Raw genomic sequence first — 14,656 nt, forward strand, 5'->3', positions numbered from 1 at the left:
CATATATGTAGACCAACATGCTGAACCTCAATGACCTGCATTTTTTCGCTCAGGCAGTCGACAGCGGCGGTTTCGCGGCGGCTGCTCGACGGCTCGGCTGCCCGAAATCGACGGTCAGCAAGCGAGTCGCTACGCTGGAAGCAACGCTCGGCGTGCAGTTGCTCCATCGCACGTCGCGCAGCTTCACGTTGACCGACGTAGGACGCGATGTGTACGACCACGCCCGCGCAGTGATGATCGAAGCAGAGGCCGCCGAGACCGTCGTGCATCGACGATTGGCGGAGCCGAGCGGCACAGTGCGGATCACGGCGTCGGTGCCTATCGCGCAATTTCAGCTCGCTGATCGCTTGCCTATCCTGGCACGGCAATATCCAAAACTAAGCATCCAGTTGCACGTCACCGACCGCTTCATTGACCTGGTACAGGAGGGATTCGACATCGCGATCCGCAGCCATTTCGCGGCGCTGCCAGATTCCGATCTGGTGCAGCGACGCATGAGTGAGGAGCCGATTACGCTGGTGGCCGCCCCCTCCTACATCGCCCAGCGCGGCGAGCCGCCAACGCCAGAGGCCTTGAGCGATCACGATGGGCTGATGACCAGCGCGACGATGAAGCTCTGGCGACTGGGCGATACAAGTGGCCGTATCGTCGAGGTCGCACCGCGGCCGCAGCTATATGCCGATGAATCCGTGTCGTTGATAAAGGCCGCGGAGATGGGTCTCGGCATTGTCTGTCTACCGGACATGATCTCGGCGCAAGCGATCCGGGAGGGACGGTTGATACGAGTGTTGCCGGCATGGAGAGCTGGCAGCGTGATGACGACGATCTTGACACCGCACAAACGTGGCCAGCTTCCGGCGGTGCGCGCGGTGATCGACTTTCTGATGCAGGAGGCGACCAGCAGTATTGCGGCGCTCTAGTTAGAATCGGCCAGACGTGGACGTTCACCGTGCAGTTTAAAATGTGAAAAACTATCGATTCGAGTTTCTGCCTCAAGAGGACCTCATGAAGATTCGCCGGTTCAGGCAGGGTGACGAAGCGGCGTTGTTTCGCGTGTATTTCACTGCCATCCATGACGTTGCGGCTGGCGACTACTCATCTGAGCAAGTCGAGGCATGGGCTCCGCCCGACCTGGACATGGATCTGTGGGCAAATCGAATTCAAGGAATCCAACCCTTTGTTGTTGAGATTGACGGCGAAATTGTCGGCTACGCGGACGTTCAGCAAGACGGCTACATCGACCACTTCTTTGTGTCAGGCGCTCATCAGCGGCAAGGAATCGGGGCACGGCTGATGGCTCGTATTCACGAGGAGGCCGAGTCCCTTGGTCTCACCGAGTTGACGGCTAATGTGAGTAAGACTGCCGAGCCCTTTTTTTCTCTGTATGGATTTCGAGTAATCGCGCGACGATTCCCTGTGATTCGAGGGGTGACTCTTCAGAATGCCTTGATGCGCAAGGAACTTGAGCATGGCGCTTGAGCGACGTGACGTTTTGGTACCCTGCCTTCATCAAAGATGGCCGGGCAAATATAAAGAACGCTGCGCAGTCCTTCCAGCGATGCGATAATTCCGCTCCCCGCGCACCGACTCTGGACGCGTTCGTCCATCGTTAAGCAAAGTTCTCAACTAGCATAGGAAACAGTTGGATGCCGTTCCGGCCGATAAGCGCAGCGAATTTTTCACCGTAACGCTGACGGCCAGGAAGACCGGTGGTGACGCGCAAGGCAAGTAAATGACAGACCGGAGAATACCGAAGCCCCCTAGGGCGGTCCGTAAAAACGTCTCCGATCAGGTGGCAAGGTTTCTGATAAATTGACGTCACGAAAATCAAGCACTCAACTTTCGACCCTGTAGGGCGAGCGCCCTGAGACCCTGAGGCCCCCATGCCCCTCACGCCCCCTGCTCTACACAGCCAGTACTTGGAGAAAGTACGCTCGGCAGTCGCTGCCGATCCGCGACTGACCGCGCTATTGGCAGCGGGCTCGTATATTCACGGCGGCTTTGACGAATATTCGGATCTGGATTTCGTCATCGTCTGCGAGGACTACAGCTACGATGAAGTCATGGCCTCCCGGCTGGCGTTCGCGCAGCGGATAGGTGGGTTGCTCTCGGCCTTTACTGGGGAACATGTGGGCGAGCCGAGGCTGCTGATTTGCCTGTATGGGCCGCAGCTGCTGCATGTGGATTTCAAATTCGTGACCCTGGGCGATCTGGATCAGTTGGTGGAACGCCCGGCCGTGCTGTTTGCACGTGACGCACAAATGATCGAGGCCCGGCTCGATTCGGCATCGATTGCATGGCCTGAGGCTACCCCCGATTGGTTCGAGCACCGAGCTTGGATCTGGCTGCATTACGGCGCCAGCAAACTGGCACGCGGTGAGATCTATGAGGCCATCGGCATTCTCGGATTCTTTCGCGAGCAGGTGCTTGGCCCCATGCTGCATCGCAGGGCGGGACAGAGGCAGCGCGGGGTCAGGAGGATAGAGACGGTGGCTGGGGACACGAGCGCGCAACTGGCGGCTACGGTGCCAGGGTCAGATAAGGCGTCCGTGCACGCGGCACTCTTGGCGGCGATTGCGCTCTATGTTGAACTGCGCGCAGATGAACCGCCGTCTGAAGCTGTTAGTCATATGCCGGAAGCGCTATACGACTATGTGAGCCAGCACACTCGGGAAGAGCCTCGTGCCTCTTTGCTGAATGCCAACCAAAGCACCCCTCTGCTGGGTTCTCACCCGCGAAAATAGACGTCCTGTTGTCAATTGCGCGGGAGCCGAGGCCTGAGCCTCGCTGTCTGGCAAGAGAGACCACCGAGAAATCATCGCCTATGAATCTGACCTTTGCTAGTACAGACTCAGCCGATGCTGATGTCTTGGTCGACATGCGTATTGCTGCAATGCGCGAGAGCCTGGAGCGCATTGGGCGTTTTGACCCACAACGCGCCCGAGAGCGCTTTCTGGCATCTTTTGATCCTCCTCTGTGTCGATTCATAGTCTCTGATGATGTTCGAGTAGGCTTCATTTTGATTCGCCCGCAAGAGGACCACTGGCTTCTGGACCATTTTTACATCCTGCCAAACCATCAAGGAAAGGGTATTGGCGCCGCAGTCTTGCGCGCCGTATTCAAGGATGCAGACGCCCATCGCATGGAAATCCGATTAGGGGCCTTGCGCGGTAGCGATTCAAACCGTTTCTATCAGCGCCATGGCTTCGTGCCGACTTCTGAAGCTGAATGGGATATCTATTACGTTCGAAAGCCGAGCAGAGAATGACCTAGCCATCCAAGCGGTTACGCGTCACTGAGCAAGGCGACGCAAGCGTCCACTAGATCATCGAAGTGATGCAGCAGAATGTCTGGGGTTAGTTCAGCGGCGGGGATTTCGGTGTAGCCAAAGTCGACCAAAATCAGAGAAGTCCCAGCAGATCTTGCGGCTCCTGCGTCGGTGTCAGCGTCGCCTACCATGACCGTGCGCGCAAGATCGCCGCCTACGGCATCCACGGCCTCAATAAGATGAGCGGGATTAGGCTTGGCCGCTTTTACCGCGTCCAACCCTTATTCCGTCAAACAATCTGGAGCTGACTCGACCAAGGTGCCGTCCAAGTCAAATGCGACGGTTGCCCCGTTGAGAACGCTTAGCTTCTTCATATTTCAAAAATCAATGGAAGACAATTCGACGGTAGATCGTCGGCGAAACCCCGAACCTCGAGGTGAACGCGGAAGTAAGATGCGCGTGGCTCGAAAAGCCACAATCAAGGGCTACAGTAGTGATCGGCATATTTGTGCTTCGCAGCAACTTCTGCGCTCTACTCAGGCGCCGGCCGAGAATGTACTGATAAGGCGTAACGCCGGTTGCGCGGCCAAAAGCGGTGGTGAAATGGAATTTGCTCAATCCCGCTTCATTCGCCATTTGTTCCAGCCGTATATCCCCATGCAAGCATTCTTCCACCAAGGCCGCTAGCCGTTTGACCATAGCCGAATTTAACGCACTTTGACGTCGGTCTCGAGATGCTGGATCTATGCACTGGCGACATTGATTCGCCAATTGGGCTCCCAACTCTTGCCGCAAGAAATCTGCTTCAAAAGGTACAGCGGTCAGGACGCGATAGGCAGACCTCATTAATTCGGGAAAATTCGCGCATCTATATCCAGCATCGCAACGACGCAAATCACGCTCCGCCGCGTCCCGGCCCATAACGTCCCGCCACTCAGCCACGTCGAACTCCACCGACAGCCAGTCCGCATCCAAACCCGTTGTATGAACATGCTCTATTGCGGGAGGAACGAACTCTAACGCCCCGGCAGGCCAACTCACCGAGCGTAGCGCTTGACCATAGAATGCCTCTGCGCCGTATCCGACGCCCATACGAACTCTGACGGTCGGAGCCATATTCACGATCGAGCGCGGCGCACTATGGGCTGCACCCGGAACCCATTTGAACCTCATAGAATCCCCTGCAAATAATCTGCACAGCAAACCGCAATTTCTTGAAAGCGCGAGGTTGACGTCACGTCGTAATCTGTTCTCACCATACCACGGGGAGAATCCTCAAGCGTGCCATCTATCAACAACTATCAACGCACGCACGTGCAAGGTGCCTCGAACCTGGACGGCGTGCTATGGGCCCTCGCTGGCATGGGGTTGTTTTCCTTCATTTATATATCCGGAAAGCTTAGCGGAACCGGCGCCTCCGCCCTGCAGATCATGTGGCTTCGATATGTCGGCGGATTCTCGACGATGGCACTGGCGCTATTGACGCAACGCGACATCGCCCGGGCGCTCTCCACAACCCAGCCGGTTCTACATGCATGCCGGGCGGCGGCAGGAGGTCTAGGCGGTGTGGCTGCCATATTCGCCGCCGCCCACATGCCTGTCGCGTCGGCGAGCGCCATTGGCCTGATGGACGGGCTACTTACCGTTCTATTGGGTGTCATCGTTCTGCGCGAACATGTGTCGCTGCGTCAATGGATGGCAACGATAGTGAGCTTGGCTGGAGCAATGACGGTGGTAGGGTCACAAGGAGCGTTCTCTGTCTGGGACACAGGCTCCGCCGGCCCGGCACTCATCGCGCTATTGGGAGCACTGCTCGTCGCACTCGAAAGCATCCTGATAAAGACCCTAGTTCGTGCCGAATCCACCTTCACTGTGCTCTTCTACGTCAACTTTTTTGGATCATTGATCCTCGCCTGGCCGGGGCTCGCCAATTGGCACGAAATACCTGTCCAATGGCTATTCGCGTTCCTGATGCTAGGCCCCGTGGCGATTGGGGCGCAGTACTGCAATATCAACGCATTCAGACGAGCGACCGCTAGCGTAGTTGGTCCCATTCGATATAGTTGGGTCGTCTACGGTGCTGCGTTCGGGGTCCTTTTCTTTGATGAGCCAATTTCTTTAACCACAGGGGTCGGTATAGCATCGGTCCTCGTTGGTGGAGGATGGCTTGCTACGTTAAAGTTAAAGGCCTGAAGTAAGGAGCCCTCCATATGCCAGGGGTCAACAAAACAACCAATATGAGACGCACGGGACCGGCCATGACATTGTGATTTCGTGTGATAACTCAATTCCTCATCTAATGACGGATGGTGAAATCTTAATAGCGTCCCGCCGCACGTCGCTCACGCCTGCAGTGGATGCGTCGTTGTCCGAGTTCCTGCACGGCCTGCTGCTCAATGGTCAACCGCACAACTTCACCGATGCTTTGCGGCAACCAACGGCTTCGTTACCGCGCGCCGTCGTCGCCCGTGCCGAAGAATACATTCGCGAGCACTGCGAGCGCCCGATCAGCTTGGTAGAAATTGCTGAGGCCTTCGGCGAATTGCCTGCATCCACTCTCGCACGCGCTCGACGATCCGCGCCTTTAAAACAAGACCACCGTTGAACTCGATACATAGCAGCCGCTCTCAACCCACGGTGGAATAGGCACGGCACATGGGATCTGATAAGAGCAAGCTCTTCGTGCCCATTGGACGCTGGGTCGCTCCGACAGCGACGAGCCTATCATGATTTTCAGCATCGATCGGAACTACATTTTTGGTATTCGGGAATATGGCCGGCGGATGCTCCTCGATGTTTTCTCTTGCCGGCAAATCACTCGTTGCAAATTTGAGCTGCGGTGATCCGGGCTTCATGGCGTTCATTTGAAAGTTCCTATCATTGCGGACTGACGTTCCACAGCGGAACTGTAGACGAACGCTGACGCAGCAGGAAGACACATCGCCGCAAACTCGCCTCTCAAGAATGATAGTCAACGAGCGGAATGTCTACTGCCGCGTTCGTGTGCACTGTTTCCCGGGGCCGCTATCGGTGTCCCCTCATTCGCGTATAAGGCCAATTGCCTTGGAAAAGAGTGCGCGCTGCTCCTGCAGATAAGCGCCGTACTCCTGCGGGCTCAACACACTGATTTCTGCTCCGATGGTGCCCAGAGTCTTGCCCACCTCGTCGCCCTGATCGGCAACGACCTTGCGCGCAGCCTGATATAGCATGTCAATCACCTGCGGCGGAGTGCCCTTGGGAGCCACGAGGCCATAGAGGGTAGGGCTGCCTACGTCATAGCCCAGCTCACGCAGCGTCGGCACATCGGGATAGGCGGCTAGGCGCTTGCTACTGAAAATAGCCAAAGGCCTGAGGCTACCGGACTGTATATGAGCCCGGGCTGGGCCTACAGCGGACACAGCGATATCCGTATGTCCACCCAGCAAGGCGGTGACTGCCGGTGCACTGCCCTGGAAAGGAATGTGGCGCAGTTGTATTCCCGCTTCGGAGGCGAAGGTCTCACCTAGCAGATGACTGATGCCCATCGCGCCCGATGTGCCATAGGATATGCCATCGGGGCGCGCCTTTGCGTCAGCCACCACATCGGCCAGCGTCTTGTACTTGGACTTGGACGAGGCGACGATCATCATGCCGCCCAGAGAAATCGCAGCGACTGGAGCGAAGGAGTCAGTCGTGTACTTGATCTCCTTGTTGGCCAGCGGCACCACCACTAGCGCTCCAGGCGAGCTCCCCACGATGGTGTAGCCGTCCGGCGCGGCCGAGGCCACATATGCCGCACCGATGCCTCCCCCCGCACCCGGCTTGTAGTTCATCACGATGGGTTGTCCCAAATATTGCCCCATCTTTTCAGTGATGGGCCGCAACATTTGGTCAGTATCACCGGGCGAGAACGGAATGACCAATTGCACCGGTCTGGTCGGATAATCGGCTTGCACTGGAGCGCTCAGTGCCAGGCCCAGCGCACAGGATGCGAGCGCGGCGCTCAACTCCTTGAAACTATGCATACTTGTCTCCTTGTATTGTTATTCACCGGCAGTCGAGCGCATGGTTTATTCGTGATCGACCTGGATGGCTTCCAAAAAGCGTGACACCATGTTGTAGGCGGCAACCGTCGCAGTGATCTCCACGATTTCCTTGTTGTCGAAGGCCTCACGTACTGCCGCAAAGGTAGAGTCCCGGACCCGGATCTCGCGCGTCATTTCGTCGCAATACGCCATCGCTGCACGCTCGCCAGTGTCTAGCGGCCCGAAGTCGCCATTCTTCAGCGCCGTCATCTCGGCCTGGCGGCAGCCCGCCTGCAGAGCGATGGGTAGATGCTGCTCGAACTCATAGTCAGCCTGGTTCAGAACCGCGACGCGCAGAATTAGCATTTCGCGTAGTTTGGGCGACAAGCCGGTCTGTTGACGTATTGCCGTGAGGTAGGTGAGCCAGCCCTGCGCCACCGGTGGGCTATTGAGCAGCATTCGATAGAGGTTCGGCACGCTGGATCGTTCCCGTTCAATGCGTTCCACTAGCGGCCGCGTTTCCGGCCTGGCAATATCGGCATAGTCAATTCGCGCCATCGTCGTCTCCGTTAATCGATCTTCAGTCGCAACGGGCACTCATGCCCCCATCCACCACCAACTCGGTTCCCGTAATGAAACGGGCCTCGTCCGAGGCAAGAAACAGCACGGCATTAGCGGTGTCTCGGCCGTCGCCAGAAATTAGCAGCGGGATGCGGCGCCGCCGCCGTTCCAGCAGGGCCGCGATATCGCCCTCCGCCTGTTGACCGGCCAAGAAGGCATCCACCAGCGGCGTATGCAGTTGACCTGGCAAGACAGTGTTGATACGCACGCCCTTCTTTGCGTATTCCACGCCGACCACACGGCCAAACTGCATCACGCCAGCCTTGGCAGCCGCGTAGCCGACCTGCGGCGCGCCGGTCCATCGGATGGCGGAGGTCGAGGACACATTAACCACCGCGCCCGCCCCTTGTGCCTCCATGATGGGCAGGACGTGCTGGCAGGTTGTGAATACCGACGTCAGATTCAGATCGAGCTGCCTTCGCCATTCACTTTGCGACAACGTCGCTGGGCCACCAGGGATGGGGCCGCCTACGTTGTTGACCAAGATATCAATGCGGCCGTGGCGCTGGACCACCGCAGCGACCAGCCCGGCGACCTGAGCTCTGTCCTCGACATCGCAAATATGAGTTTCGATGTGCGCCCCACTCTCTCCGGCCAATTCCAAAGTCTCGGGCAAAGACTCTGGCCGTTTGTCCACCGCTACAACTAATGCGCCTTCCTGCGCAAAGCGTACGGCGATCGCGCGCCCATTTCCCCATCCCGACCCGACGCAGCCCGCACCGAAGATCAACGCTACCTTACCGGTCAGGCGCCCTGCGCAGGCTTGTCCGAATGTACTCATCGTCAGCCTCCCGTTCAGCGCGTGGCCATGGTGATACCACCGTCCACCACGATCTGCTGCCCCGTGATGTAGCGGCTCTCATCGCTCGCCAAGAAGGCCACCGCATGAGCTACGTCCCAAGCGCTGCCCATACTCCCTGAGGGCACCTGATCATGTCGGTGCGCGACAAAACCTTCGTAATCCCCGTTGGCGTATTTCTGCGCCAGGCGTTCGACCAGAGGCGTAAACATCAATCCAGGAACAACCGAGTTAAGTCGCACGCCATCACGTGCATAAATGACAGCGGTAGTGGCTGTCATCTGCATCAGGGCGGCCTTCGCAGCCGCATAACCCACCTGGGGTTTTCCCGCATAACGCAACCCGGCGATGGACGAAATGTTGATAATCGAGCCTCCACCAGCGTTTTTCATGAGAGGTATGACGTGCTTGCAGCACAGGAATGCCGACGTCAAATTCACCTGGATTTGTTCGTTCCAGAGATCCTCCGTCATAGACACCGGGTCGCCTGGTTCGGAGCGGCCGACGTTGTTGACGAGGATGTCGATGCGGCCATAGGTCTCGATACAAGCTTGCACCAGATCTACTACTTGCTCGGCGTCCGTCACGTCGCACTGTCGAACCGTGATAGTCCCGCTTTCGGCAGCCACTACTTTCGCGGATTGGCGCGCGGCGTCGATGTTCATATCGCACCCGTAGATCGCAGCTCCCTGCCTGGCCAGCACCGCAGCGGTGGCCTTGCCGTTGCCCCACCCCTCGCCGAGCGTTCCGCATCCGGTCACCAGCGCCACCTTTCCATCAAGACGAAACATTCCAGCTCCAGAGAAGTCCATGATGCCAAGGCTAAAGCAGCAAGACGCTGAAGTTAAGTTCCGATTTGAACGGTATTGATAGACAAAAAGAATGAATTTGACAACGAGACAACTGCGCATCTTTGTGCTGCTGGCGGAGACACTGAGTTTTCAGAAGACAGCCGAAATCCTGCATGTCACGCAGCCCACGCTGAGCAAACTGCTGAAAGAAACGGAGGAGGCACTCGGCGTCAAACTCTTCGAACGCACCACCCGCAGGGTGCGTCTATCGCGCGAAGGTCAGGACATCCTAGAGACAGCGCGCAAGATCGCCAGACTGCATGAGAAAGGGGTACTGGAGCTGGAGCAGCGGCTAAGGGACTGCAACAACCGCGTGGCGTTAGCCGCTCTGCCCACGCTCGCGGCTTCGCTCATTCCCTTATTGATCCAAAGCCTTGTACACCGGAATCCGGCTGTCCAGGTGGAAGTGTTCGACCCAATCGCAAACGAAGCTCTGCAATTGCTCCGAGATCGGCGTGTTGATATTGCCGTCACTACAATGAACGACGAAGGTGAGCCTGACCTCGTCTATCAGGAGTTATTCACCGAACCCTTCGTCCTATTTCACAACGCCCAGACTAGGCTGGACGTTACACATTGGATACCCGCAGAACTAGCACGGCTGCCTTTGATCAGCATGCCACCCGGCACTAGTGTACGCGTGCTTACCGACCACGCCTTCCAGGCAGCTTGCCAACCCTTCAACCCCATCTTTGCTTTACGGGACTTGAACACCATCGCCAGCTTCGTTCAAAACAATTGCGGCGTTGCGCTGTTGCCTGAATCATCGTTAGACAACATCACGCAGCGCGGTGTGTGCAAGACCCGGCTGCATGGGGCGCTTACGCGTTCGGTCGGCATGTACGTCCGCCGGGAGGAGCCGCCGTCTCGGCTAGTCTGTCTCATCGTTGAGGAATTGCGCCGCCTAGGTCGCGAGCGTCAGAGCTCGACTGGAACCGGCCAATCACAGATATCTCGTTAGCCGGTTGTTCTGCTGGGCACTCAAAAATTTTTCCCCGCGCTGAGCCAGCACGTCCGCGACCTTAAAGTTGATCTGTACCGACTCGAACTCGGTTGCCGGTTATGTTGGCCAAGACGAAGCTTTCAGCAGACAATCCGGGGTCAGGTCGGCCAGGTTACACACACCGAGCATGGCCATGTTGCGCGAGACTTCCTGCTCAAGTAGAGCTATTGCATGTGCCACCCCTGTTTCCCCCGCTACCGCAGCGGCATAATTGAACGGTCGCCCCACGAATACACAAGCGGCCCCCAAGGCCAGTGCCTTTAGTACATCACTGCCGCGTCGAACACCGCCATCAATCATGACCGGCCCGCCACCAAACTGCTCGATAATGCGAGGCAGGACGCGTAGAGGCGCTACCGCTCCATCCAGCTGACGTCCACCGTGGTTGGATACAATTATCCCGTCCACCCCATACTCGCGCGCCAGCTTGGCATCCTCGGCCGCCAAGATACCCTTGAGCACGAGTGTGCCAGCCCAACGCTCTCGGATGCTCTCGATATGCGCCCACGTAAGATGACCGCGCTGCGCAATATCGGTATTCAGCTTTGACGAGAACATCGGCGTACCTCGTCCACCATGCCAGTTCTCAAAATGAGGCAGGCCATGCCTAATCAGAGTTTTGAGAAACACCGAGAACAGCCATCTCGGATGCGAGATGCCCTGCCAGGCGAGCCGCATACTCGGCCGCAGTGGCGAGGAAAAGCCAGCACGGACATTATTCTCTCGATTGGCTGGCGACGGCGTATCTACGGTAATGACGAGCGTCTGTAGCCCGGCCGCAGCGACCCGATCAATCAATGCTGCGCTATGCTTGGGATTGCGCGGCAGATAGGCCTGGAACCATGTCGCCGGAGCGATGCTCGCTATCGTTTCTAACGGTATTAGAGACCATCCACTCATGATGGCCGGTACTTTCGCTTTAGCCGCCGCGTTGGCTAGTACGAGGTCTCCCCGATACGCCGTGAGCGCTGCGATCCCCATGGGTGCTACGCCGAACGGCGAAGCGTATTCTCGTCCGAATAGAGTAATCCCCTGATCCCGGTTGGACACATCCACCAGAACCCGGGGCCTGAATTCGTAATCGCGAAACGACAAGCGATTCCCGCGCCTCGATTGGCCGTCCTCGCAATCGCCGGAGACGTAACCAAACAAAGGCGAAGGCAGTCGCCTGCGCGCAACCGCCTCGAAATCGGCTAGAGATAGAACATTGGCTAGCAGAGACATAGCAGCGTCCGAGTCAATCGGTCAGTCACGCGCGACGGGCTGCGCAGCAACTACGTTACGAAGCGTGCCAACACGCTCGATACTAACTTCGCAGACATCGCCGGGCTGCAGATATGTGGGCGGTTGGTTGCTGTATCCCACACCAGCCGGGGTCCCCGTCACCAACACGTCACCAGGGCTCAACGTGAACAATGTCGATGCGTAGTTGATCAGTTTAGCCACACCGAAAATCATATGGCTAGTATCGCTGGACTGAACCGTCCTGCCGTTTACTTGTGTTTGTAGTTTAAGTTTCGTGCCGAACGGAATCTCGTCAGCCGTCACCATCCATGGACCAAAGGCCCCCGTTGATTCGAAATTCTTGCCTGCCGCGATTTGTTTGGCATGAAACTGCCATTCACGCACACTGGCGTCGTTGTAGCAGGCATAGCCGGCTACATGTTCGTGGGCCTGGGCTTCAGGAATGTCGCGTCCACCGCGGCCTATCACGACGGCCAGTTCGCCCTCCCAATCCAGCGAGTCGGAGACTGCCGGACGAATGATCGGAGCGTTGTGCGCGCATTGCGAACGCCATACTCTGATGAATATCGGCGGCTGCTCGCTCAAGGACAAGTCCAGCCCAACAGCGACGACTTCGCGATGGTGGTCAAGATAATTGCGCACCACGCAAACGATTTTCTCCGGACGGGGGATGACAGGCAGCAGCGTCATCTGCTCGAAGGGAGCGACGACGGGCGCGCGCGCCGCGAGCGCCTCTCTCTCCGCGAAGTGGTCGCTACCCAGAAATTCCGCCAGCGTCGCAATCCCGCTAACTCTCGCCAAGTCTCTTACCGAGCCATCGACGACGGCCCCCCAAGATTCTCCACCCTGCCAAAAATACGAAACGAGTTTCATACCAATGATCCTTCGGCCGTCATTCGACGACGATTTGTTCTTCGCGAATAAATGCGGACCACTTGTTGACGTCCTGCGCAAGGTAGTCAGCAAATCGTTGAGGCCCGTAGCCGATCACCTCAAAGCCCAACCCCTCCAAGCTCGTGCGCACGGCTGGGTCGGCCAACGCGGCATCGACCGCGCCGCTTAGCGTTTGAACCGCGTCCTGCGGAGTACCAGCCGGGACCAACAACCCCATCCAGGTCATCACATCAAAACCCGGTACTCCCTGTGCCGCGATAGTCGGTATATCAGGAGCAGCCATGGATGGCCGCTCAGTAGTTACACCAAGTATCCTTATACGGCCTTCTTTGGCAAGCGGCGCCGCCGTGGCGTAGGCATCGAACATGGCCTGCACACGCCCAGCGACGAGGTCAGGGAGTGCTGCCTGACTGCCCTTATAGGGAACTTGCACCATATTGATGCCGGCCATTTTTTTGAACAGCTCCGCCTCCAGATGCGTAGTGGTACCCACGCCAACGGACGCGTAGTTTACGTTTCCGGGATGGTGCTTCACCCATTCCACAAATTCGCTCACGCTTTGCACAGGCACGGCAGGATTGACCGCCAGTACATGCGTGACCGAGGCTAGCAAAGACAAAGGATGAAAGTCCTTTATTGGGTCATAGCCCGCATTTTTGTAGAGCGCAGGGGCAACACCGAAGGATGAGGCGGCGAACAACACCGTATAGCCATCTGGCTTGGCCCGGGCCACGTACGATGAGGCGATGGTAGTGCCAGCGCCGGGACGATTTTCCACAATCACGGGTTGGTGGAGTTGGACCCGCATTTTCTCGGCGATCTGACGCGCAAGGCCATCAGATGCGCCGCCGGCGCTATATGGAACAACAATCGTCACAGAACGATTGGGAAAGGGCTGCGCAATCGCGGCACCCACAGACAACGTGCAAAGGGCCGCAGCCCACATCAATTTTCCTAGCACTGCTTGTCTCCTGTCGACTTTAGGCCGATTATCTAGTCAGCGTCGGCTTATCGTGAGATTTCGTCGTTCTCACTTTGGCTGAAAAACCGCAATCTAGGACAGCGATAACCATCACGCCTCTCTTAATTCAATAAATTTCCACATCATGGAAGATCGCATCAATATCAGCGGTACCCAAAGTGCGCGCAGAATCCTTCAGCTGCTAAGGCTTCTCGGAGAGCGCCATAAAGACGGCATCAAGCTCACTGAGATTGTTCAGGTCACGGGGCTAGAGCCCAGCACCGCACACAGGCTGTTGGCGTGCTTAGTTGATGAACGTTTTGCCGACAAAGATATGGTCACCAAAGCGTACCGGCTCGACGTCGAAGCCATGCAGTTGGGCTTATGGTCAATGTCGCGCGTGCCACTTGTCAGCCATTTTCGCAGTCTCATGCAGCGCCTCGCCCGTATCACCCAAGAAGAGATATTCCTGCAGGTCAGAGAGGGAGATTACGGCGTGTGCCTGCATAGGGAGGCGGGAGGACAAAACCGCAAGTTTTTCTCGATCGAGGTCGGAGGACGACGTTTGCTGGGTATCGGTGCCGGTGGACTGGCGATGCTGGCCAACCTGGAAGACAGAGAGATTAGCGATGTCTATGACCGCAACAGGCAAGCCTACGAGCGTGCCGGCCTGTCATGGCCGACACTAAACGCAGCAGTTCAGCGAACGCGGGAACATGGCTATTCCCAAATTCAAGACATCACGACGCAGGGCGTTTCAGGACTTGGGTTCGCGTTCAAAGCGTCGCGCTCTGTTATAGCGTCGATAAGTCTCGGCGCTGCCACCCCACTCTTGCCAGAATCACGCAAGCACCGCTTGGCAGCCGAAATACGATTACGCATTCAAGAAGTAGCGGACTTGGTTGCTCGACGAGCTGAAGGTGAAATGGAAGACGGCAGCCATGCTTAACGCGTTTTTTCGACGGCTGTAAAGATCCGCGCTCGGGAACGAGCGAGGATCGGGGCGAGGT

At 57.3% G+C, this 14,656-nt stretch carries 18 protein-coding genes; 8 read left to right on the forward strand and 10 right to left on the reverse strand.

What is annotated here, in order from left to right; translation table 11 throughout:
* The first annotated feature begins 17 nt into the window (after nucleotides 1-17).
* The 4 genes from ACNA0I_RS07710 to ACNA0I_RS07725 all read left to right on the forward strand — a co-directional run bounded on the left by ACNA0I_RS07710 (nucleotide 18) and on the right by ACNA0I_RS07725 (nucleotide 3,268).
* Nucleotides 18-920 carry a LysR substrate-binding domain-containing protein gene (locus ACNA0I_RS07710; RefSeq protein ID WP_415805489.1) on the forward strand — a complete coding sequence of 301 codons (903 nt, stop codon included), beginning with the start codon at nucleotides 18-20 and terminating at the stop codon, nucleotides 918-920.
* A gap of 85 nt (nucleotides 921-1,005) precedes the next feature.
* Nucleotides 1,006-1,479 carry a GNAT family N-acetyltransferase gene (locus ACNA0I_RS07715; protein WP_415805490.1) on the forward strand — a complete coding sequence of 158 codons (474 nt, stop codon included), beginning with the start codon at nucleotides 1,006-1,008 and terminating at the stop codon, nucleotides 1,477-1,479.
* Between the two features lie 404 nt (nucleotides 1,480-1,883).
* The gene (locus ACNA0I_RS07720; protein ID WP_415805491.1) at nucleotides 1,884-2,744 is read left to right on the forward strand and encodes a nucleotidyltransferase domain-containing protein; all 861 of its coding nucleotides are present in this window, start codon (nucleotides 1,884-1,886) and stop codon (nucleotides 2,742-2,744) included.
* A gap of 80 nt (nucleotides 2,745-2,824) precedes the next feature.
* Entirely contained in the window at nucleotides 2,825-3,268 is a 444-nt protein-coding gene (locus tag ACNA0I_RS07725) for a GNAT family N-acetyltransferase (protein ID WP_415805492.1), read from the forward strand.
* A 17-nt stretch (nucleotides 3,269-3,285) separates the two neighbouring features.
* Here the strand turns inward: ACNA0I_RS07725 and ACNA0I_RS07730 are convergent, their stop codons facing one another.
* A complete protein-coding gene (locus ACNA0I_RS07730; RefSeq protein ID WP_415805493.1) occupies nucleotides 3,286-3,546 on the reverse strand; it encodes an HAD hydrolase-like protein in 261 nt (86 codons plus the stop codon).
* 106 nt (nucleotides 3,547-3,652) lie between these two features.
* Entirely contained in the window at nucleotides 3,653-4,441 is a 789-nt protein-coding gene (locus ACNA0I_RS07735; RefSeq protein WP_415805494.1) for a helix-turn-helix domain-containing protein, read from the reverse strand.
* A gap of 108 nt (nucleotides 4,442-4,549) precedes the next feature.
* Here ACNA0I_RS07735 and ACNA0I_RS07740 point away from each other — a divergent pair, with 108 nt between their 5' ends.
* Nucleotides 4,550-5,461: a DMT family transporter gene (locus ACNA0I_RS07740; protein WP_415805495.1), complete on the forward strand. Its 912-nt coding sequence runs from the start codon at nucleotides 4,550-4,552 to the stop codon at nucleotides 5,459-5,461.
* Nucleotides 5,462-5,633: 172 nt separating this feature from the next.
* Entirely contained in the window at nucleotides 5,634-5,873 is a 240-nt protein-coding gene (locus ACNA0I_RS07745; protein ID WP_415805496.1) for a hypothetical protein, read from the forward strand.
* A 22-nt stretch (nucleotides 5,874-5,895) separates the two neighbouring features.
* Here the strand turns inward: ACNA0I_RS07745 and ACNA0I_RS07750 are convergent, their stop codons facing one another.
* The 5 genes from ACNA0I_RS07750 to ACNA0I_RS07770 form a co-directional block, all read right to left on the reverse strand.
* A complete protein-coding gene (locus tag ACNA0I_RS07750; protein WP_415805497.1) occupies nucleotides 5,896-6,132 on the reverse strand; it encodes a hypothetical protein in 237 nt (78 codons plus the stop codon).
* Between the two features lie 174 nt (nucleotides 6,133-6,306).
* The gene (locus tag ACNA0I_RS07755; RefSeq protein WP_415805498.1) at nucleotides 6,307-7,272 is read right to left on the reverse strand and encodes a Bug family tripartite tricarboxylate transporter substrate binding protein; all 966 of its coding nucleotides are present in this window, start codon (nucleotides 7,270-7,272) and stop codon (nucleotides 6,307-6,309) included.
* Between the two features lie 45 nt (nucleotides 7,273-7,317).
* On the reverse strand, nucleotides 7,318-7,830 hold the full coding sequence (locus tag ACNA0I_RS07760) for a carboxymuconolactone decarboxylase family protein (protein WP_415805499.1): 513 nt from the start codon (nucleotides 7,828-7,830) through the stop codon (nucleotides 7,318-7,320).
* Between the two features lie 22 nt (nucleotides 7,831-7,852).
* Nucleotides 7,853-8,674, reverse strand: a complete 822-nt coding sequence (locus ACNA0I_RS07765) for an SDR family NAD(P)-dependent oxidoreductase (protein ID WP_415805500.1) — start codon at nucleotides 8,672-8,674, stop codon at nucleotides 7,853-7,855.
* A 14-nt stretch (nucleotides 8,675-8,688) separates the two neighbouring features.
* Nucleotides 8,689-9,483: an SDR family NAD(P)-dependent oxidoreductase gene (locus ACNA0I_RS07770; protein WP_415805501.1), complete on the reverse strand. Its 795-nt coding sequence runs from the start codon at nucleotides 9,481-9,483 to the stop codon at nucleotides 8,689-8,691.
* A 91-nt stretch (nucleotides 9,484-9,574) separates the two neighbouring features.
* On the opposite strand from ACNA0I_RS07770, the gene ACNA0I_RS07775 reads away from it, so the two are divergent.
* Complete coding sequence (locus ACNA0I_RS07775; protein ID WP_415805502.1) at nucleotides 9,575-10,504, forward strand: LysR family transcriptional regulator; 930 nt, start codon at nucleotides 9,575-9,577, stop codon at nucleotides 10,502-10,504.
* 99 nt (nucleotides 10,505-10,603) lie between these two features.
* Here ACNA0I_RS07775 and ACNA0I_RS07780 read toward each other — a convergent pair whose 3' ends face one another.
* The 3 genes from ACNA0I_RS07780 to ACNA0I_RS07790 are packed head-to-tail and all read right to left on the reverse strand — an operon-like array spanning nucleotide 10,604 to nucleotide 13,646.
* Nucleotides 10,604-11,770, reverse strand: a complete 1,167-nt coding sequence (locus ACNA0I_RS07780; protein ID WP_415805503.1) for an alpha-hydroxy acid oxidase — start codon at nucleotides 11,768-11,770, stop codon at nucleotides 10,604-10,606.
* 21 nt (nucleotides 11,771-11,791) lie between these two features.
* On the reverse strand, nucleotides 11,792-12,664 hold the full coding sequence (locus ACNA0I_RS07785; protein ID WP_415805504.1) for a fumarylacetoacetate hydrolase family protein: 873 nt from the start codon (nucleotides 12,662-12,664) through the stop codon (nucleotides 11,792-11,794).
* A 19-nt stretch (nucleotides 12,665-12,683) separates the two neighbouring features.
* A complete protein-coding gene (locus ACNA0I_RS07790; RefSeq protein ID WP_415805505.1) occupies nucleotides 12,684-13,646 on the reverse strand; it encodes a Bug family tripartite tricarboxylate transporter substrate binding protein in 963 nt (320 codons plus the stop codon).
* Nucleotides 13,647-13,791: 145 nt separating this feature from the next.
* Here ACNA0I_RS07790 and ACNA0I_RS07795 point away from each other — a divergent pair, with 145 nt between their 5' ends.
* Nucleotides 13,792-14,595: an IclR family transcriptional regulator gene (locus ACNA0I_RS07795; RefSeq protein WP_415805506.1), complete on the forward strand. Its 804-nt coding sequence runs from the start codon at nucleotides 13,792-13,794 to the stop codon at nucleotides 14,593-14,595.
* The last annotated feature ends 61 nt before the right edge of the window (nucleotides 14,596-14,656 follow it).

This window comes from Bordetella muralis, from assembly GCF_965139205.1.
GTDB lineage: Bacteria > Pseudomonadota > Gammaproteobacteria > Burkholderiales > Burkholderiaceae_B > Bordetella_A > Bordetella_A muralis.

What these genes read in the sequence shown, in the direction of transcription:
- ACNA0I_RS07710 (WP_415805489.1), top strand. Translation starts at nt 18, where the DNA reads ATGCTGAACCTCAATGACCTGCATTTTTTCGCTCAGGCAGTCGACAGC.
- ACNA0I_RS07715 (WP_415805490.1), top strand. Translation starts at nt 1,006, where the DNA reads ATGAAGATTCGCCGGTTCAGGCAGGGTGACGAAGCGGCGTTGTTTCGC.
- ACNA0I_RS07720 (WP_415805491.1), top strand. Translation starts at nt 1,884, where the DNA reads ATGCCCCTCACGCCCCCTGCTCTACACAGCCAGTACTTGGAGAAAGTA.
- ACNA0I_RS07725 (WP_415805492.1), top strand. Translation starts at nt 2,825, where the DNA reads ATGAATCTGACCTTTGCTAGTACAGACTCAGCCGATGCTGATGTCTTG.
- ACNA0I_RS07735 (WP_415805494.1), bottom strand. Translation starts at nt 4,441, where the DNA reads ATGAGGTTCAAATGGGTTCCGGGTGCAGCCCATAGTGCGCCGCGCTCG.
- ACNA0I_RS07750 (WP_415805497.1), bottom strand. Translation starts at nt 6,132, where the DNA reads ATGAACGCCATGAAGCCCGGATCACCGCAGCTCAAATTTGCAACGAGT.
- ACNA0I_RS07755 (WP_415805498.1), bottom strand. Translation starts at nt 7,272, where the DNA reads ATGCATAGTTTCAAGGAGTTGAGCGCCGCGCTCGCATCCTGTGCGCTG.
- ACNA0I_RS07760 (WP_415805499.1), bottom strand. Translation starts at nt 7,830, where the DNA reads ATGGCGCGAATTGACTATGCCGATATTGCCAGGCCGGAAACGCGGCCG.
- ACNA0I_RS07765 (WP_415805500.1), bottom strand. Translation starts at nt 8,674, where the DNA reads ATGAGTACATTCGGACAAGCCTGCGCAGGGCGCCTGACCGGTAAGGTA.
- ACNA0I_RS07770 (WP_415805501.1), bottom strand. Translation starts at nt 9,483, where the DNA reads ATGTTTCGTCTTGATGGAAAGGTGGCGCTGGTGACCGGATGCGGAACG.
- ACNA0I_RS07775 (WP_415805502.1), top strand. Translation starts at nt 9,575, where the DNA reads ATGAATTTGACAACGAGACAACTGCGCATCTTTGTGCTGCTGGCGGAG.
- ACNA0I_RS07780 (WP_415805503.1), bottom strand. Translation starts at nt 11,770, where the DNA reads ATGTCTCTGCTAGCCAATGTTCTATCTCTAGCCGATTTCGAGGCGGTT.
- ACNA0I_RS07785 (WP_415805504.1), bottom strand. Translation starts at nt 12,664, where the DNA reads ATGAAACTCGTTTCGTATTTTTGGCAGGGTGGAGAATCTTGGGGGGCC.
- ACNA0I_RS07795 (WP_415805506.1), top strand. Translation starts at nt 13,792, where the DNA reads ATGGAAGATCGCATCAATATCAGCGGTACCCAAAGTGCGCGCAGAATC.